Origin of the sequence: Hoskinsella mucinilytica (assembly GCF_045223415.1) — a bacterium.
Classification (GTDB): domain Bacteria; phylum Bacillota_I; class Bacilli_A; order Erysipelotrichales; family Erysipelotrichaceae; genus Hoskinsella; species Hoskinsella mucinilytica.
The window spans coordinates 1-18,322 of sequence record NZ_JBEQZJ010000042.1 but is presented as its reverse complement, the minus strand read 5'-3'; the positions used below and the strand labels follow the sequence as shown (position 1 = coordinate 18,322).

18 protein-coding genes and 1 tRNA gene are annotated in these 18,322 nt (G+C 35.5%); 14 read left to right on the top strand and 5 right to left on the bottom strand.

What is annotated here, in order from left to right:
* Positions 1–132: 132 nt before the first annotated feature.
* The 4 genes from UGRO018_RS14240 (at position 133) to UGRO018_RS14225 (ending at position 3,481) form a co-directional block, all read left to right on the top strand.
* Entirely contained in the window at positions 133–801 is a 669-nt protein-coding gene (locus UGRO018_RS14240; RefSeq protein ID WP_416327161.1) for a response regulator transcription factor, read from the top strand.
* Between the two features lie 84 nt (positions 802–885).
* Positions 886–1,806, top strand: a complete 921-nt coding sequence (locus UGRO018_RS14235) for an ATP-binding cassette domain-containing protein (protein ID WP_416327160.1) — start codon at positions 886–888, stop codon at positions 1,804–1,806.
* Entirely contained in the window at positions 1,790–2,563 is a 774-nt protein-coding gene (locus tag UGRO018_RS14230) for an ABC transporter permease (protein WP_416327159.1), read from the top strand. The genes UGRO018_RS14235 and UGRO018_RS14230 overlap by 17 nt, the downstream gene beginning before the upstream one ends.
* Positions 2,564–2,584: 21 nt before the next feature.
* Positions 2,585–3,481: a sensor histidine kinase gene (locus UGRO018_RS14225; RefSeq protein ID WP_416327158.1), complete on the top strand. Its 897-nt coding sequence runs from the start codon at positions 2,585–2,587 to the stop codon at positions 3,479–3,481.
* A 129-nt stretch (positions 3,482–3,610) separates the two neighbouring features.
* Here the strand turns inward: UGRO018_RS14225 and UGRO018_RS14220 are convergent.
* The 4 genes from UGRO018_RS14220 to UGRO018_RS14205 all read right to left on the bottom strand — a co-directional run bounded on the left by UGRO018_RS14220 (position 3,611) and on the right by UGRO018_RS14205 (position 7,012).
* Positions 3,611–3,686: transfer RNA gene (locus UGRO018_RS14220), tRNA-Thr, on the bottom strand.
* Between the two features lie 117 nt (positions 3,687–3,803).
* A complete protein-coding gene (locus UGRO018_RS14215; RefSeq protein WP_416327157.1) occupies positions 3,804–5,036 on the bottom strand; it encodes an HD-GYP domain-containing protein in 1,233 nt (410 codons plus the stop codon).
* Positions 5,037–5,096: 60 nt separating this feature from the next.
* Entirely contained in the window at positions 5,097–6,338 is a 1,242-nt protein-coding gene (locus UGRO018_RS14210) for a sensor histidine kinase (protein WP_416327156.1), read from the bottom strand.
* A complete protein-coding gene (locus UGRO018_RS14205; protein ID WP_416327155.1) occupies positions 6,335–7,012 on the bottom strand; it encodes a response regulator transcription factor in 678 nt (225 codons plus the stop codon). The genes UGRO018_RS14210 and UGRO018_RS14205 overlap by 4 nt, the downstream gene beginning before the upstream one ends.
* A gap of 132 nt (positions 7,013–7,144) precedes the next feature.
* On the opposite strand from UGRO018_RS14205, the gene UGRO018_RS14200 reads away from it, so the two are divergent.
* The 5 genes from UGRO018_RS14200 to UGRO018_RS14180 all read left to right on the top strand — a co-directional run bounded on the left by UGRO018_RS14200 (position 7,145) and on the right by UGRO018_RS14180 (position 11,430).
* Complete coding sequence (locus UGRO018_RS14200) at positions 7,145–7,852, top strand: polyphosphate polymerase domain-containing protein (RefSeq protein WP_416327154.1); 708 nt, start codon at positions 7,145–7,147, stop codon at positions 7,850–7,852.
* Positions 7,853–7,855: 3 nt separating this feature from the next.
* Positions 7,856–8,530, top strand: a complete 675-nt coding sequence (locus UGRO018_RS14195; RefSeq protein WP_416327153.1) for a DUF4956 domain-containing protein — start codon at positions 7,856–7,858, stop codon at positions 8,528–8,530.
* 12 nt (positions 8,531–8,542) lie between these two features.
* Positions 8,543–10,423, top strand: a complete 1,881-nt coding sequence (locus tag UGRO018_RS14190) for a carbohydrate-binding domain-containing protein (protein ID WP_416327152.1) — start codon at positions 8,543–8,545, stop codon at positions 10,421–10,423.
* 163 nt (positions 10,424–10,586) lie between these two features.
* Positions 10,587–11,291: a YjjG family noncanonical pyrimidine nucleotidase gene (locus UGRO018_RS14185; protein ID WP_416327151.1), complete on the top strand. Its 705-nt coding sequence runs from the start codon at positions 10,587–10,589 to the stop codon at positions 11,289–11,291.
* A complete protein-coding gene (locus tag UGRO018_RS14180) occupies positions 11,284–11,430 on the top strand; it encodes a hypothetical protein (RefSeq protein ID WP_416327150.1) in 147 nt (48 codons plus the stop codon). The genes UGRO018_RS14185 and UGRO018_RS14180 overlap by 8 nt, the downstream gene beginning before the upstream one ends.
* Positions 11,431–11,461: 31 nt before the next feature.
* Here UGRO018_RS14180 and UGRO018_RS14175 read toward each other — a convergent pair whose 3' ends face one another.
* Entirely contained in the window at positions 11,462–12,349 is an 888-nt protein-coding gene (locus UGRO018_RS14175; RefSeq protein WP_416327149.1) for a diacylglycerol/lipid kinase family protein, read from the bottom strand.
* 159 nt (positions 12,350–12,508) lie between these two features.
* Between UGRO018_RS14175 and UGRO018_RS14170 the strand changes: the two genes are divergently transcribed.
* The 5 genes from UGRO018_RS14170 to UGRO018_RS14150 are packed head-to-tail and all read left to right on the top strand — an operon-like array spanning position 12,509 to position 18,101.
* Positions 12,509–13,276: a threonine/serine exporter family protein gene (locus tag UGRO018_RS14170; protein WP_416327148.1), complete on the top strand. Its 768-nt coding sequence runs from the start codon at positions 12,509–12,511 to the stop codon at positions 13,274–13,276.
* A 1-nt stretch (position 13,277) separates the two neighbouring features.
* Positions 13,278–13,721: a threonine/serine exporter family protein gene (locus UGRO018_RS14165; RefSeq protein ID WP_416327147.1), complete on the top strand. Its 444-nt coding sequence runs from the start codon at positions 13,278–13,280 to the stop codon at positions 13,719–13,721.
* Positions 13,718–16,003: a U32 family peptidase gene (locus UGRO018_RS14160; protein ID WP_416327146.1), complete on the top strand. Its 2,286-nt coding sequence runs from the start codon at positions 13,718–13,720 to the stop codon at positions 16,001–16,003. The genes UGRO018_RS14165 and UGRO018_RS14160 overlap by 4 nt, the downstream gene beginning before the upstream one ends.
* Positions 16,000–17,322: an MATE family efflux transporter gene (locus tag UGRO018_RS14155; protein ID WP_416327145.1), complete on the top strand. Its 1,323-nt coding sequence runs from the start codon at positions 16,000–16,002 to the stop codon at positions 17,320–17,322. Before UGRO018_RS14160 ends, UGRO018_RS14155 begins: the two co-directional genes overlap by 4 nt.
* Positions 17,319–18,101, top strand: a complete 783-nt coding sequence (locus tag UGRO018_RS14150) for an HD domain-containing protein (protein WP_416327144.1) — start codon at positions 17,319–17,321, stop codon at positions 18,099–18,101. The genes UGRO018_RS14155 and UGRO018_RS14150 overlap by 4 nt, the downstream gene beginning before the upstream one ends.
* Positions 18,102–18,322: the final 221 nt, after the last annotated feature.

The following is an 18,322-nucleotide window of genomic DNA, read 5'->3' as shown; positions in this document are numbered from 1 at the left end:
TCCTGTGATTTCTATTTAGCATTATAGCGGGTTTTCTTTCTAGAATCAACTCATAAAGGAGCGTCGTTATGGATAGTTGCATTCGTCTATTCGTTTTTGTTAAAATAGAAATATTATAGGAGTGTGATGGAAATGAAATTATTAATTGTAGAAGATGATACTGATATCAATCAGATGATCTATCAGTATTTAGTGAAGCATCATTATGAAGTTGTTCAAGCTTATTCAGGAACGGAAGCGCTCCTTCAATGTCAGGGCAATCATTTTGATCTCATGGTCATTGACTTGATGCTACCTGGAAAAAGTGGCGAAGAGGTCATTAAGGAAGTAAGAAAAAGCAATGATATACCGATGATTGTTCTTTCTGCCAAGGATTCATTATCGAGCAAGGTTGATGTGTTAAGCTCTGGTGCTGATGATTATATTTGTAAACCATTTGAGTTAGAAGAACTGTTGGTAAGAATACAGGTTCAGTTAAGAAAAAGAAATCATAAGGAAGCAAAACCACTGATTTATCAAAATTTAAAGCTTGATCCCAATACATATTCGATGTCTATTCAAGGAGAAAAGATTTCATTGACCAAACATGAATACTTAATTTTAGAACAATTGATTCAACATCCGGATAGAGTGTATACTAAACAAGAAATCTATGAATATGCTTGGAATGATACCTATTATGGTGATGAAAGAACCATCAATACTCATATCAGCAACATCCGATCAAAAATTAGAAAATATGATACAAAAGACTATATTCAGACAGTATGGGGAATTGGTTTTAAAATGTTTGAATCATAGTAGTTCTTTACACTTTCTTGTCATTTACTTGATAGTTTTTGAAACTGTCATTGGTAATATATAGAGCGTAAAGGAGGTACAGGTATGAGTACTTATGTTGTAGAAACTTTTGATCTATGTAAAACATATAAACATACGATGGTGGTAGATCATTTAAATATGAAGATAAAACAAGGAGAAATTTATGGTTTTATCGGTAGAAACGGTGCAGGAAAATCAACAACATTAAAGATGCTATGTGGATTGGTAACACCTAGTGAAGGATCTTTTCGATTATTTCAAGAAGATGAAGTTTTGGCTTATCAGAATCGTAGAATCGGGGCGTTAGTAGAGCAAGTAGGATTATATCCAAATCTCAATGCACAAGATCATATGGAATTAAAAGCTACCGGAATCGGACTGCATGATCCATCGAAAATTCAAGAAATTTTAACATTAGTGCATCTGGATCAGGCTAAGAAGAAACCAATCAAAACATTTTCGTTAGGAATGAAACAGCGCTTAGGTATTGCTTTGGCATTGTTAGGGAATCCGGATCTATTGATTTTAGATGAACCTATTAATGGACTTGATCCCGAAGGAATACGTGAATTGCGTGATATCATTCAATCATTGAATAAAGAAAAAGGTATGACCATCATCATTAGTAGCCACATTTTAGAGGAATTGAGTAAAATTGCGACATGTTATGGGATGATCAAGGATGGTGTTTTAATAGAGCAACTTAGTAGAGAAGAGCTAGAATCAAAATGTAGATCCCATATCACTCTTATATTGGATGATCTAACGAAAGCTTGTGCATTGATAGAACAAAAACTTCTTGTGAAGGACTATGAAGTACATGATCAAGCGATATGGATTTATGATGATATTACTACAGAAGCAGTCATGAATGTATTTATGAAAGAAGGCATTAAGATTTCACAAATATATAAAGAAAAACAAAGCTTGGAATCTTATTTTTTACATCAGATAGGGGGTGATGATCATGCTGAATATCACTAAAATGGAACTTCAGCGATTGTATAAAAGTAAAAGCTTTTATATTTGTTTGATAGCATTGTTTGTTATGTTCGGTATCATTGTCAACTCACAAAATCAAGCCCAAATGCAAGGAACGTTTGGTAATGTTTTGGATAAAGAATATTTACAAGGATTATATATGAACGTGGATGTTAATATTTATACTACTGCTGATTTTTTTGCAGTGTTTGGTAAAAGCTATCTACCTCTTGTTTTTGGCATTTATTTGGTTATATTTACTTGTAATGAATATCAACATGGCTTTATCAAAAATACGGTCATGATGCAATCCAATAGATTAGCCATAGTAGTGTCTAAATTAGTAGTATCTTTATTCATGTTAGTGATTGCGATGATGGTATCTTTGTTATCCTTTACACTATTTGGTTTTTTATTCATTCATGGATTTTCTATGGGAATAGATATAAACTTCTTTGTGTATATTGTAATCTGGTTGCTTGTGAATATTGCATTTTGTAGTTTATTGATTATGGTCAGTGAATTAAGTGAAAATAAAGTTATTGGTATTATTCTCTCTTTCGTGATTTGTCTTGGTGTGATCATTATGTTCATTGGTGATTATGATATATTTGAATATTCTTTATCATATTTGTTGACAAGTCTTCCACTTGAGTTTTCCACAGATATCGGTGTGAGAACCATTGTAATGTCTTTATTTTATGTGATATTGTATAATGGAATCAGTTTTTATTGGATACAGAAAAAAGATATTCAGTGATATGAAAGTGAGGTAAGAAATATGCTGTTCATTGTTGTCATACTTAGCTTCGTTGCCATATTTTTGTCTATGAGATTATTACAGTATCGCCATACAATGGATGATTTAGAAAAGCAACTTACCTATAAATTGAAAACACAGAGTAAATTTCTAATGACTAGTTCTGCCAAACAGAAAGAAATTCAGAAACTAGAACAAACATTAAATCAAATGTTTGTTCGGCTTTCTGAAAATAGCCTTGCCTTAGCTCAAAAAGATCAACAAATGCAAAGGATGTTATCCGGTATCACACATGATATACGTACACCTTTGACAAGTATGCAAGGATATCTAACGCTATTGAAAGAAAGTGAAGGCGAAGAAGAAAGAAGTGCTTATTTGGAAATCATTTCTTATCGTCTTCAAATGCTTCAGGGAATGTTAGAAAATATATTTATGGATGCAAAGCTCAATGATGACGACTATCGGATTGATTTAGAGATACGAAAACCATATCCTATCTTATGTAAGGTATTGGCATCTTTCTATCATGACTTCCATGAGAAGAATATGGAACCTTCTATTATCTTTGAAAATCAGAATATAGAGATTTATGCAAATGAAGAACTCTTGACACGTGTTTTTCAGAATTTGATTCATAATGCTTTACAACATGGCTATGCTTATATAAAAATCACACAAAGAGAACATCGGATTTGTTTTATCAATGGAATTTTACCTACCGATGACATCGATATAGATAAAATTTTTGATCGCTTTTATGTACAAGACGTATCAAGATCAAAAGGATCTTCGGGATTAGGTTTGACCATAGTTGATAAGATGATGAAAAAAATGAATGGTCAAATTCAAGCTAAAAAAACTAATTGTGAATGCAAGTTCATCTTGGATTTTGATGCAGTGATAACTTGTAATTAAGCGATATTTGAAACTGAACTCCTGTTTCCTGATGGGAGTTTTTTTGTTGGTGCATGTTTTATTCTAGTGATTTACACCAAACAGTAAAGTAAATACAAAAAAAGCCTCTTACAAGGCTTGTTCTTTCAATGGTGCCGACTAAGGGACTTGAACCCCCGACCTACGCGTTACGAGTGCGTTGCTCTACCAGCTGAGCTAAGTCGGCATATCGCTTTTGAAAGCGAATTTATTATAGCACAACATATTTTTTATGTACAGCCTAAATTGTGAAATTGCAGTTCATCATACGATCATCATACGATCAAAACCATTTCCTCAAACATTATTTAAATGTATGTAGTAATTGTCGATATTCCGTTTCAATATTTTGATAGATAGCTAACAACTTGGAACAATCTTTTTGAATTTGTTCCATAATATAGTCAAAATGTTGATGACATTGATTTACGATTTCCGCATCGATGGCACCTTCTATTGCCATTTGTTGTAAGATATTTAAAATAGCTTCTTTGTCAAAAGCATGTTTATAACTTCGTTTACCACTAAGTGCACTAAAAATATCCGCAACAGCAAGGATACGTTCTTCTAATGTGAGATCACTTGCCTTCAAACCATAAGGATAGCCTTTTCCATTAAGCTTTTCATGATGTCGAACGGCAATATTTACGATTACAGGATCGATCGTATCTTTCAGTATATGGATAGAATGTACCACATGTTGGCGCATGATATCCATTTCCGTTGCAGTTAACCTTCCTGGTTTTTCTAAAATTGAAACAGGTGTTGCGACCTTTCCGATATCATGAAGATATGCCCCATATTCTATGTTTTGAATTTGTAAAGGAGATAGACCATTCAGATGAGCAATCGATGTGGCTATACTGGTCGTAGTAATGGTATGTGCAACCATATGCTTGCTTTGAAAATCAATAGAAAAACTGATCATTCGTATATATGCTCTTATTTCTGCTTCATTGAAATGTAAAACATCTAAGAGTTTTTGTTCATCATGTTTATGCAACATATTGGACAATAGATTTTTCTCTTGAATAAGGGAACACATTTGTTTGGTAAGTTCAGGGTCATATAGGGATGTAGGGAAATCAGCTATATGATAGTGTAAATTCTCTTGATTTCGTATCAGAAACACATCCAAACGATCTGCAATACTTAAAAGTTGTGTTAATTTTTGATATTTGATTGGGTAGTTAGGATAATCTTGATAAGCAACATGGTGATATAAAACAACATCAGCAAGATCACCTAAAGGCGATAAATGCTTTAAAAACAAATATCCGTAAATGGCATGTTTCCATATATGTTTGGTTTCAAATTGTAATAGGGAGTCTATTTCATCTGTTTTATAGGCACCGATGTCATGGAGCATTGCTGCCATGGTCATATCACGTATCTCCCTGTCAGAGAAGCTACCATCATATAGCATCATTTCTCTTAATAAATAGGCTACACGAAACCCATGATTGATCAATCGTTCATCGATTTCATTTAATGTATTTTGGATGATCGTTAATAGTTCTTTGTCTTTGATTATCATATGATATCCCTCGCTCAGGTGTTCATTATAACCTAAGGAAGAAAAGACTACAAGTGAAATTTATATGTGATATATTGGAAAAAGAAGATGGAAGCTAGTACCCTCAAGCTCATTACTGGTTACTTGAATTTGAGCATGGTGTGCATCTAGGATGGTTTTCGCAATGGAAAGCCCTAATCCATAGCCACCTTCATGAAGTCTGGATTTATCGCAGCGATAGAATCGTTCGAATATATGAGGCAATTCTTCTTTCGTGATATAACTACCAGTATTATGAATCGTACAAATGATGTTATCGCCATGTTGTTTTAATAACACATCGATTTTACCTTTCTTTGGTGTATATTTACAAGCATTATCCAGAAAAATCATCATAAGCTGTTTTAACTGGGATTCTTCACCGAGCAGATAAAGGTTTGGATCGATTTCACTATGCAAATGAATGCCTTGTTCATATGCAATCGATTCAAAAGGTAGAATACAGCTCCAGATGATATCACTAAAATTCAGCTTTGTAAAAGTTATGGTCAATTTATGTGCATCTTTTTTCGCAAGAAATAAAAGGTTTTCTACAAGCTTTTTCATTCGTTGGGCTTCTTGTTGGATACTAAGCATCCATTTTTTTTGTTCTTCTATGGTATCTTGGGGATGAGATAATAAAATATCCGAATTAGCAAGAATGACAGTGATCGGTGTTTTTAGTTCATGGGAAGCATCCGCAACAAATTGCTTTTGTTGCATCCATGCTTTTTCAACAGGACGCAATGCCCAATTGGATAAAAGAATGCTAAGGATCAAAAAAGCAATAAAAGCACCGGCACCAGCTATCATACAAGTAAAGAGTAAAGACATCATATCATCATGATTGCTACTGATATCCACAAAAGCAATGGTATATCCATTTGCTGTTTGTTTCATTTGATAACGAAGCTCTTGATCGGTTAGGACACCTTGGATACGTTGCTGTTCAAATAGGGTTTGAATGAGGGTCTGTAAACTTGTTTGATCTACTTCAACATTGAAGGAATGGATAGAAAGAATTTGTCCGCTTGCATCTGTATAAACAGTAAAAGAGGTATGATGGGAATCAGGCTCTTTCTTCTCTTTATCCTTACCGAATTCAAGTTTCGGTACTTCCGGTTCTTTTCGATCATCCATCAATGCTCGCTCAAGTGTTTGCTGGGTATCGGTTTCCATACGATGATAACTGCTATAGCATAAAACACCAAAAACGATAAACAGAATCAACGTGACACAAGTCATTGTCACTAATACAAATTTCCTTCTTAACTTTGCAATCATGATGCATTCCTTTCTAAGCGATAGCCTAGTCTGCGAAATGCTTTGATCGACACCTTACTATTTAAATAAAATAGTTTTTTACGTAGAAAAGAGATATAAGCTTCTACATTATTGTCTACTGCTTCACTGTCATTTCCCCATACCTGAATGATGATATCTTCTTTACTAAGGATTCGATTAGGTGTATGTAACAATAGTTTCATGATTTCAAATTCTTTATAGCCAAGATGAATATGTTTTTCATGACAATATAATTCACAAGTAGAAAGTTGTAGACTTAAATCTTCATAACACAGTTCTTCTAAGATCACTTCACCTTTTCTTCTAGTCAATGCGTGAATACGTGCCAAAAGTTCTGCTGGTACGAATGGTTTGGTCATATAATCATCAGCACCACCATTTAAGCCTTTGACTTTATCCGGAATTTCATCTAAAGCACTCAGCATCAAGACCGGTGTTTCTATCTTATGTTCTCTGAGTTCTTTTACGACATCAAACCCATTTTTCTTTGGCAACATGATATCTAAGATAATGATATCGAATAGATCGCTTAATGCATAATTCAAACCATCTTCACCATCATAGGCAATGGTTGTCTGAAATTTTTCTTCTTGCATGATCTGACGCAATGCCTCCGCAAGATTTTTTTCATCCTCTACAATCAATATTTGCATCATTACACCTCGTTTCTTTCTTTATTATACATGAAGTTTAGAAAAGAAAGCTGAAAATAAGCTGAAACTGTGATTTCAGATTACTTTAAGGTTTGACCGCTATAATGAGGGTGTAAAGGATAGGTGAAGTCAATGAAACAAACGGAATATGTCTTTCAACGTTATGAGAAAAAATATCTGTTAACATACGATCAATATCAACAATTGTTATTAGAACTTCAGCCATATATGGAATTAGATTGTTATGGCAAACATACCATATGTAATATTTATTATGATACAGATAGTTATGAACTGATTCGTACTTCAATTGAAAAACCCAGTTACAAAGAGAAACTAAGAATCCGAAGTTATGGTATTCCAAAAGAAGATGGTGATGTGTTTCTAGAGCTCAAGAAAAAAGTCAATGGTATCGTGTATAAAAGAAGAGTTTGTCTACCTTATGCTTTGGCAATCACTTATATCAATACCGGACAATGTAGATATAAAACGCAGATCTTAAAGGAAATCGATTGGTTTATCAATCGGTATCATCCAGATCAAAAGACATTTATTGCGTATGATCGAATGGCTTATTTTGGAAAAGAGGAGGATACATTAAGAATCACCTTTGACTTTGATCTTCGATGGCGTAAAGATCAAGTAGATCTTTTGTATGGAGATGAAGGACAAAGATTATTACCACAAGATAAGGTACTTATGGAAATCAAATTACCGATGGCAATGCCTATTTGGCTGTCTAATTGTTTAAATAAGATACAGATATATCCGATTTCTTTTTCGAAATATGGAACATGTTATAAGGAGCATCTAGTAGATGCAGTTAAAATAGGAGGATAAATGATGTTAGAAAGTGTAATAGCGAGTAACACAGCTGCTATGGGGCCTGTTACTTTAATGATTTGTACCATAGTATCTTTGCTATGTGGTTTATGGATCGGATTTGTGTACATGTATCGTAATGTTTATCATAAAGGTTTTGTGATTACTGTAGTTTTAATGCCTGCGATCGTTCAAGTTGTGATCATGATGGTCAATGGTAATCTTGGTACAGGTGTTGCTGTGGTTGGTGCTTTTTCACTTGTTCGTTTTCGAAGTGTGGCAGGAGGGGCAAGGGAAATCAGTACGATCTTTTTATCTATGGCGATTGGCTTGGCAACCGGTATGGGATATCTTGTATTTGCGGCAATCATTGCTATCATCATCGGTGGTGCTAGTATCTTATTATATCGTAGTGATTTCGCAAGTCCAAAACTTTTAGAAAAAGAGTTAAAAATCACCATACCCGAAACATTGGATTATGAAGGTGTATTTGATGATATCTTTCAACATTATACAACCAAACAAGAATTGTTGAAGGTAAAAACAACCAATATGGGCAGTATGTATGAATTACATTATCATATACATTTACGTAAAGATATCGTTGAAAAAGAAATGATAGATGAATTGAGATGTCGAAATGGTAATCTAAATATCATTTGTGGAAGATTACAGGTAAATAAAGAAGAATTGTAAGGATGTGAACAAATGAAAAAAACTGTAAGTATGGTGATGGTATTGTTTCTTATGCTTTGTTTGAACGGTTGTCAAGAGAAGCAAGAACAAGAAACGAAGATCCAATCAGTAAGCGTATCGAATACAAGCACTACCAATATTGATTATGAATTTGAAGAGGAGGATTTTGATGACTCTTATGATGATAGTGCAACCAGTATTTTGTTGAAAGATACCGGTATCGAAATCGATGGAGATGGAGCAAGTGCATCAGGTAGTGTGGTAACGATTCAAAGTGCAGGAACTTATGTTTTGGAAGGTACCTTAACAGATGGACAAATCGTTGTAGAGGCATCCAAGAAAGATACGGTTAGAATCGTATTAAAACAAGCATCGATTACCTCTTCAACCACAAGTGCAATTTATGTGAAACAAGCCGATAAGACCATTTTGATTTTGGCAGAAGGTAGTGAAAATAAAGTTGTTGATACCAAAAGTGATACGTATGAAGATGCAGAAAAGGAAGAACCTAATGCTGCCATCTTTTCTAAGGATGATTTGACGATCACAGGTAGTGGAAGTTTACAGGTAACAGGAAATGGAAATCATGGTATTTTTTCTAAAAACGAGCTTGTCATAACCGATGGTACTTATGAGATCGATAGCGCTAATGATGGATTGAAAGGAAAGGATGGCATTGCGATTGCAAATGGTAGCTTTACGATCCATGCACAAGGAGATGGCTTACAGGCTAGTGAAGATACACAGGAAACTAAGGGTTGGGTGTATATTCAATCCGGGGAATTTAACATTGACGCAAATCAAGATGGTATTCAAGCCGAAACTTATTTAGAAATAGTACAGGGTACGTTCACCATTACATGTGGTGGAGGAAGTGAACATGCTTCTACAAAATCTGACTGGGGTAATTGGGGTCCAGCTAATCAAAACGTATCAACTGAGGATACCACAAGTGCCAAGGGAATCAAGGCAGGTAAGGATATGATCATATCAAATGGTACCTATGAACTTAATACAAGTGATGATGCCTTGCATTGTAATGCGTCTATGCTGATCAAGAATGGTACCTATACGATTCAAAGTGGAGATGATGGTATGCATGCAGATGCAACATTGACCATTGATCAAGGTAAGATTGATATTCAAAAAAGTTATGAAGGTATTGAAGCGAGTGAAGTTATTGTAAATGATGGTACGATTCAGGTGGTATCAAGTGATGATGGTTTCAATGCCGCAGGTGGAAATGATGCTAGCTCCATATCCGGAAGACCAGGAGAAAATAGTTTTTCTTCTGATAGTGATATAAGTTTAACGATAAATGGAGGAAATCTTTATGTTCGTGCCGATGGAGATGGTTTAGATTCTAATGGTGATCTTTTTATCACAGGAGGTATTGTTACGATCGATGGACCACAAGATAACGGTAATGGTGCTTTAGATTATGATGGTACTTGCGAAATTACGGGAGGTACCTTAATAGCTGTAGGAATGTCTGGTATGGCACAAATGCCATCTTCATCAAGTTCACAACCAAGTGTTATGATTACTTATTCTTCCATACAATCAGCAAATACATTAGTATCTATATTAGATGGTAATGAGGCATTATTAGCCTATGCTCCTTCTATTTCCTTTAATAATATCGTGATTTCAACACCGAATATGGTACAAAACGGTACTTATACTTTAACAAGCGGTGGAAGTGTAAATGGTGAAACGGATACAAAGGTATATCTGATACCGACCTTGAAAAATCAAACAACCTTATGTGATTTCACATTATCAAGTATGACAATGAGCATTTCAGATAGTGGTTCAACCGTATCAAGCGGGGGTATGGGGCAAGGTGGTCATGGAGGTGATATGGGAAGAGGCGGACCTGGTGGATTTTAGAAAACAGTAGAGCGATTCTACTGTTTTTCTTTCCAGCTTTGGTAATGTAATAGGAATAGGATACAATGTTTACAGAATTATTTGTCAGAGTCCTATGTTTTATGGTACGATAGATTGGCATTCTAAGGCACATAAGGCGTTTATTTACATATAGGAGAATAACATGAGAAGATATGATATATTATTATTTGATGCTGATCGTACTTTGTTGGATTTTGATGCCACAGAGAAACAGGCTTTAAAAGGTACCTTTGAAAAATATAAGATTCCCTTTCATGAGGAAATACAACAGACATATCAAAAATTGAATCATCAATTGTGGAAAGCATATGAAGAAGGATCTATTGATCGACATACTGTCATTTATACTCGATTCGATAAGTTGTTTTCTGAATTTGGCTTAAAAGTAGATGGTGTCGCTTTTGAAGATGATTATCAAGCTGCCTTGGGTAGAGGTCATGATTTGATGGCACATGCTATGGATGTTGTGACAAAGTTGAAAAAGAAGCACGATTTATATATCGTAACCAATGGTGTAAGTGCAACGCAATATCGAAGATTAAATGAATCAGGATTAGATCAGCATTTTAAAAAGTTGTTTATCTCAGAAGAATGTGGATATCAAAAACCTCAAAAAGAATATTTTGATGTTGTATTTCAGCATATCCAACCAAAAGATAAAGATCGTGTATTGATCATTGGTGACAGTTTGTCTTCTGATATACAAGGAGGTATCAATGCCGGTATTCATACGTGTTGGTTTAATCCTGAAAAAAGCAAGAATGACAAAGGTCTTGTGATCGATCATGAGATAACAGATTTAAGAGAATTGTGTAACATTGTGGAAGGAAGTGAATCACATGAGTGAGAAAAAGAAACTAGATACCAAAGCATTATTAGAGAAAAGCAGAGCGGCGAAAACACAACCGAGATCGAAAGCATTAGATAAAAAACTAGGGAAAAAGAAAAACAGCGATAAATTCGGAAAAGTTAATTTCAATGGATGATTATCGTGATTGAATAAGAAAAGCAAGGCGACTATACCAAAATGGTAACTGCCTTGCTTTTATTTTCTATTTCCACGGATAAGGTGCTTCCGCCTTCTTCACCATCTAAGGTCCAAGGAATCGCTTCTTTAGATTCTATGGTTAAGGAAGTTGCGGTAGTAAAGTACATCCAATCATGATTGACCTCTCTTCTTAATAAGGCGGCAATGATGACTTGAACATCCAAAGGATTGTTTGGGGTACGTATCATAAGAATTTCAAATAAGCCATCATCCATTTGCGCATTTTTTGTGGAAACGGTCGTAAAACCTGCGACATACTTGGAATTAGAGATACACCCAAAAATATAGTCATCTTCAATCACTTCATCATTGACATGTAGCTTTATATGATAACGAGGGATACTAGCCAATTGTTTGATTCCTTCCAGATAGTAAGCAATTTTGCCAAAGGTATTTTTGGAACGCTGAGGGGTGGAATAGGATACATCGGTAAATAAGCCAAATGCCGCAACATAGGTAAAATAGCGTTGATGATTAAAATCACCGATATCACAAGCAAAAGGGGTATAGGTTTCGATATGATCCATAAGCGTTGTCGGATTTTTACTCATTTTTAAGGAAGAAGCAAAGTCATTAACGGTTCCAGTTGGAAGATATGCCAAAAGTGGTTGTTTTTGTAGCGACATAACACCGTTTATGACCTCATTCCATGTACCATCACCGCCAATGCATAAAAGGATATCATGATATGAGCCGAGTTCTTGGCTTAAAACCATTGCATGGGATGGATATTGACTAACATAAACATGTACCTCATCCTGCATGGCACAAAATCGATCACAAATGGTAAACAATGCGGTTTTTGCATTGCCTTTCCCTGCTTTAGGATTCATGATGATCATGACACTTCTTTTCATACTACCATCCCCTTGTCTTTTTATATTATAGACCAAAGATGGCAAAAGGTAAAATTATAATGAAAATCAACAATATAAAAGTAAAAAAAATCAGGTTTGTTCATTTCCTTTTTCCATAAAATGCACTATACTATTGTGGTGGACGAAATGAGGGATTTCATGGATACCAATCATTTATTGGATGTAGCGGCATTTGCGGGAAAACTACTGATTGAAAGTGGCGCAGAAATATATCGTGTAGAAGAAACCATGGTACGTTTATGTACCTGTTTTCATGAGGTAGAGGATGCCCAAAGCTTTGTGACACCCACAGGTATCATGTTCTCTATCACCGTTGATCAAAAAACAGTCACGAAGGTACTACGTGTGAAAAGCAGGGGTACTGATTTAAACTGTATTGATAAAATAAACGATCTTTCCAGAAGAGCAACACAACATGCTTATAGCATTGACGAGATATCAAAAGAATTAAAGGCTATCGCTAAGGAACCTAGATATCGGTTTTCTACAACTCTGTTTTTCGGAGCCTTAAGTGCATTTGGCTTTGCGATCTTTTTCCATGGAACATGGAAGGAAGCTATTGTCGCATTTATCATAGGTATGTTGATCAAAAGTGTAAGCTTTATATTGGAGAAAAGAGAATGGAATGTTTTCTTTACCAATGCTTTGACCTCAGGGTTGGCAGCCGTTGCGGCTTTATTGTTTCAATATTTTGATGCCTCGATCGATCATGACATCGTCATCATCAGTAGTATCATGTTATTGGTTCCGGGTCTTGCCATTACCAATGCAGTACGTGATACGATGGCAGGGGATTATTTATCAGGTGTTTCTCGTACAACCGAAGCATTTCTGATCGCAGTTGCGATTGCAGTCGGTATCGGTTTTGTATTAAGCATCAGTATGAAATTTAAGGGAGGTATGTGATATGTTAGAAATCACGATCGGATCTTTTATTGCCTCCTTAGGCTTTGGCATCTTATTTAATATCAAGGGAAAGAATTTGTTTTTGGCTGCCATCGGTGGCTCTTTGGGTGGTATCGTTTATCAGTTATGTTTCGATATGGGTGCCAGTGATTTAAGCGCAATGTTTATCGCATCGATATGTATTTCCTTATATTCAGAAATACTGGCAAGGATTGCACATACACCGGTAACTACTTATATCATTTGTGCTTTGATACCACTGGTTCCGGGAGGAGGAATGTATCGTACGATGCTTGCGGCCATTCAAGGCAAGGTCATAGATGCATTGACTCTTGGTTTGGAAACCATCACGATTGCAGGGGCACTGGTATTGGGAATTCTGTTAGTATCCACGATTACCAAAGGAATTACAAAACGTAAAAAAGCAAAGGAAGTGAAGATATGAAAAAAGTTGAATTATTAGCTCCTGCCGGTTCTATGGAAGCTCTATATGCAGCAGTACAAAACGGTTGTGATGCTGTTTATCTAGGGGGTGAAATGTTTGGCGCCAGAGCCTTTGCTCATAATTTTTCAAAAGAAGATCTAAAAGAAGCAATCCGCTATGCTCATATCTATGGAGTAAACGTCTATGTAACAGTGAATACACTCATCCATGAAACAGAAATGGATCGTGTCATCGCATATATCACCTATCTACAAAATATTGATGTAGATGCTTTGATCGTACAAGATTTAGGGTTGTTATCCATCCTTCGAACGCAGTTTCCTGATATGGAAATTCATGCTTCTACGCAAATGCATGTACATAATCCTCAAGGAATTCAATTTTTGAAAGAAAAAGGGGTCAAACGTGTAGTGGTACCAAGAGAGACTACGATCGAAGAAATTCAAGCCTATGCAAAGCTAGGTGTAGATTTAGAAGTATTTGTACAAGGCGCATTATGTGTGTCTTATTCGGGTCAATGTTTGATGAGCTCAGTCTTGTTTGATCGATCAGGAAATCGTGGTGCTTGCGCACAGCCATGTCGTATGCAATATGGGTTATATCAAAAGGAAGAGGATGGCTATCATAAGGTTTCTTCACAAGGAGATTATATCCTAAGTCCAAAGGATCTAAATACATTGAAACAATTACCTGCTTTGATAGATGCAGGTGTTGCTTCCTTTAAAATTGAAGGAAGAATGAAACGACCGGAATATGTGGCTTATATGGTGGCATTGTATCGCAAGGCAATTGATGCACATGAAAAGCATCAATCATTTGAAGTTCACGAGGATATGCTAGAACAAATGGAAAAGTTATTTCATCGTGGCTTTACTGATGGTCATATCTTTCACGCAATGGGAAGTGCTTTAATGAATCCCATTAGACCCAATCATATGGGAGTGGAGATTGGACGTATCATCAAATTAACAAAGGATAAAATGAGCATCCAATTAACCAAAGAGCTTTCTCAAGGCGATGGGATACGTATACTGCATGAGGTAGAGGATGAAGGATTTCGTGTGAATCGAATCTATCAAAATGGTTTATTGGTCAATCATGGAACATCAAATACTATAATCGAGCTTGATCGCATTCATGGTATCAAAGAAGGTGCTATCGTATTAAAGACAAGCGATACACACCAATTAAAACAGTTACAGGAAACCTATCAAGGCTATCAAAGAAGAGTAGCAATATCCGCAAGCTTTGTCATGGTAAAAGGACAGCCACCGATCCTATGTGTATTTGATGAGGATCATCATAGTGTAGAAATTGTTGGAAGCTGTATGGTTGAACAAGCATTGAAAACACCATTAGATGCTGAACGTATTCACCAACAGTTACGTAAAAGCAAAGATACGCCTTTTGATATCGTAGATATTTACGATACCATTGAGGAAGATGCCATCATGCCGATCAAAGAAGTCAATAAAATGCGTCGAGAAGCTTTGGATATGCTTGCTTCACAAAGAGCGATTCATCATGAAAACAGAAGAATCTTACCTTGGAAGGCAGAAGACATTGAAGTAGAAAAGAAAGAAATGAGTCTTCATATCGTGGTTCATAATAGGGAACAATATCAAATTGCTTGCAGGAGCAATGCTCATCTTTATATTGCGGATCGTACACTTTATGAAGAAATAAAACAAGAAAATCCCAATGTGATGTATCGAATACCTAGAGTGATGAAACAAGAAGAAGTGAAAGAACCGGCTTTATCACAAGAACTTGGCAGTTTAAAGGAAGGTATCAACCATTACTATGATACTTCTTTGAATGTAACCAATCGATTTGCGGCACATTTTTTGTTTCAACATCATGCTGCCTGTGTACTGCCATCTTTGGAATTGGATAAGGATGCTTGTATCCAACTTGTACATCATTATCAAACGCAATTTGGAAAGGCAGAATTCGGATATGTCATATATGGTAAAAGAGAATTGATGATCAGTGAGTATTGTCCGATCAATGCGACCATAAAAGATAGTGATAAGAAAAACTGTGGTTTATGTAGGCAACATGAATATATGTTGATAGATAAAAAGAAACGTAAATTTCCATTATTGATGGATAGAGAATGTCGCATGCATTTATTAGAAGAACAAGGATATGATCGTATACTGGATATAAAAGATATCAAAAAAGCAGGTATTCATCAATTTTTCTGCGTATTTACCAATGAAAAGAAAGATGAATGTGCCATGATCTTAAAAAGAATACAGAAAGAGCTGGATATATGAATACAAGATCATTATTGACCGGTTCCATTCCTAAGTTGTATTTATCCTATTTGATCCCAACCTTAGTCGCAATGTTATCTAATTCTCTATATTGTCTTGTTGATGTTTATTTTATTTCAAAAGGTGCAGGCAGTGTGGGACTTGCAGCTTTGAATATCGCTATGCCTATTTTTACGATTTATTCTGCGATTGGATTAACCTTTGGAGTAGGTGGAGCTACCGTTATGGCAGTGGCTGAAGGATCTCATCATATGGAAGAAAGAAATCAAGCATTTACCTTGAGTGTTGTATGTATGGGAGTCATTGGCATTTTGATCAGTGTTTTCGGTACCATATTTTTAGAACCTTTTGCTTATGCACTTGGTAGTAGTGAAAGTTTATTACCTTATGTAAAATTATATATGGGTCCCATCAATGTCAGTGCTTTCGCCTTTGTCCTTATGTATGCGGCAAGTATCTTGATTCGTGCAGATCATGCCCCAAAGCTCGCAATGAATGCTATGTTGTTTGGGAATATCAGCAATATGGTATTGGATTATGTATTTGTCATGATATTTAAGATGGGATTAACCGGTGCAAGCATTGCGACCTGTATTTCACCTTTTTTGACAGTCATAGGTGTATCTTTTCACTTCATCAAGAAAAACAATACGGTACATTTTACCAAGGATTGTTTTTCGGTATTGATGTTGAAAAGAATCTTCAGCAACGGCTTAGGAAGTGGCATTATGGAAATCAGTGCCGGCGCAATCATTTTATTATTTAATGTTGTGATCCTTCACTTAGCAGATGAATTATTTTTGGCAAGTTATGCAATTGTGACCAATATCGCCTATGTATGTAAGGGTTTATTAAATGGATTTGCACAAGGAATACAACCAATCATATCTGCCAATTATGGAGCACGAAATATGGAACGTGTGAAAGAAGCATTAAAAGTATGTATCTTATTTGCATCTGGATTTGCGTTGATCGTTTATGTTATTTTTCTATTCACACCGCAAGCAGTAGCAACGTTGTTTGCCAATGGTGATACCAAATTAATTGCACAATCTGCGATTGGTATACGATTGTATTTTTCATCTCTTCTATTTACCGCAATCATTACAATGATCATGTATTATTTTCAATCGATTGAACGAGGCAAAATTTCAACATTGCTTGCTGTTTTAAAAGGATTTGTATTTGTCGCAGTGAGTATGACCGTATTGATATTCTGTTTTGGCATTGAAGCAATCTGGCTAAGTGTGACCTTTGCGGAAGGATTGGCTTTATTGAGTGCTGGTATCATAATGAAAAAAGGGAGCGTTGTTATATGATTGATTTACCAAAGGCCAAAAAGGCATTTGCACAATATGTTCAATCCTATGATACAAAGGATGAGCGGATTGCTTTAAAAATCAAACATACTTATGAAGTTATGAATTATAGTAGAATGATTGCCGAAGAGCTTCATCTAAGTGATGAACAAATTCAATTGGCTTCATTAATCGGACTATTACATGATATCGGTCGATTCGAACAAGTGCGACGCTATCATACCTTTATTGATCGTGATAGTGTGGATCATGCACAATTGGGAATCGAGATATTAAAGGAACAAAACAGAATTCGTTTGTTTGTAGAGCAAGGATACGATGATATCATTTTTGATGCAATATCCAATCATAATCGTTTTCAGATAGAAGAGGGTTTGTCACAAGAGGCGTTCCTTCAGGCAAGCATCATTCGAGATGCTGATAAAACCGATATCCTTCGTGTGAATAATGAAAATAGTTGTGAAGTATTGTTTATGTGTCAAGAAAAAGAAATGTGTCAAACGACCATTAGTGATACCGTAAAGAAGGAGTTCTTACAGCATCATACGATTCTTGCTTCTTTGCGACAAACTCCTGGAGATGTGTTATGTTCACATATTGCTTTGGTTTATGATTTTCATTATGCAACAGGTCTACGCATCATCAAAAAACAACAGTGGATACAAGCTATGTTACATCGTTTTACATTTTTGTTGCCGAAAACAAGGCAAGATATCCAACAAATAGAACATGAAGTTACAAGATATCTAGATGATAGATTAGCCAATATATCAAAATAAAGTGACATATGATAAGTATATGATCACTTTTTTCATATGGGTGAGTAGGTAGTTGATAGATGATGTTTTTGTCTACAGATTGAACGAAAATAAAGAAGAATTTCTAATTTTAAAAAAGATTTGAATAAAATTTAGGATTTTCACCCCTGTTTTACGTATGTAGATAGGTAAGGGCCATTTCTATATAGCGAGCCTAGAAAGATACGAGGTGAAATCATTGA

Coding starts and splice junctions, on each gene's coding strand:
- UGRO018_RS14240 (WP_416327161.1), top strand. CDS start 133: ATGAAATTATTAATTGTAGAAGATGATACTGATATCAATCAGATGATC.
- UGRO018_RS14235 (WP_416327160.1), top strand. CDS start 886: ATGAGTACTTATGTTGTAGAAACTTTTGATCTATGTAAAACATATAAA.
- UGRO018_RS14230 (WP_416327159.1), top strand. CDS start 1,790: ATGCTGAATATCACTAAAATGGAACTTCAGCGATTGTATAAAAGTAAA.
- UGRO018_RS14225 (WP_416327158.1), top strand. CDS start 2,585: ATGCTGTTCATTGTTGTCATACTTAGCTTCGTTGCCATATTTTTGTCT.
- UGRO018_RS14215 (WP_416327157.1), bottom strand. CDS start 5,036: ATGATAATCAAAGACAAAGAACTATTAACGATCATCCAAAATACATTA.
- UGRO018_RS14210 (WP_416327156.1), bottom strand. CDS start 6,338: ATGATTGCAAAGTTAAGAAGGAAATTTGTATTAGTGACAATGACTTGT.
- UGRO018_RS14205 (WP_416327155.1), bottom strand. CDS start 7,012: ATGCAAATATTGATTGTAGAGGATGAAAAAAATCTTGCGGAGGCATTG.
- UGRO018_RS14200 (WP_416327154.1), top strand. CDS start 7,145: ATGAAACAAACGGAATATGTCTTTCAACGTTATGAGAAAAAATATCTG.
- UGRO018_RS14195 (WP_416327153.1), top strand. CDS start 7,856: ATGTTAGAAAGTGTAATAGCGAGTAACACAGCTGCTATGGGGCCTGTT.
- UGRO018_RS14190 (WP_416327152.1), top strand. CDS start 8,543: ATGAAAAAAACTGTAAGTATGGTGATGGTATTGTTTCTTATGCTTTGT.
- UGRO018_RS14185 (WP_416327151.1), top strand. CDS start 10,587: ATGAGAAGATATGATATATTATTATTTGATGCTGATCGTACTTTGTTG.
- UGRO018_RS14180 (WP_416327150.1), top strand. CDS start 11,284: ATGAGTGAGAAAAAGAAACTAGATACCAAAGCATTATTAGAGAAAAGC.
- UGRO018_RS14175 (WP_416327149.1), bottom strand. CDS start 12,349: ATGAAAAGAAGTGTCATGATCATCATGAATCCTAAAGCAGGGAAAGGC.
- UGRO018_RS14170 (WP_416327148.1), top strand. CDS start 12,509: ATGGATACCAATCATTTATTGGATGTAGCGGCATTTGCGGGAAAACTA.
- UGRO018_RS14165 (WP_416327147.1), top strand. CDS start 13,278: ATGTTAGAAATCACGATCGGATCTTTTATTGCCTCCTTAGGCTTTGGC.
- UGRO018_RS14160 (WP_416327146.1), top strand. CDS start 13,718: ATGAAAAAAGTTGAATTATTAGCTCCTGCCGGTTCTATGGAAGCTCTA.
- UGRO018_RS14155 (WP_416327145.1), top strand. CDS start 16,000: ATGAATACAAGATCATTATTGACCGGTTCCATTCCTAAGTTGTATTTA.
- UGRO018_RS14150 (WP_416327144.1), top strand. CDS start 17,319: ATGATTGATTTACCAAAGGCCAAAAAGGCATTTGCACAATATGTTCAA.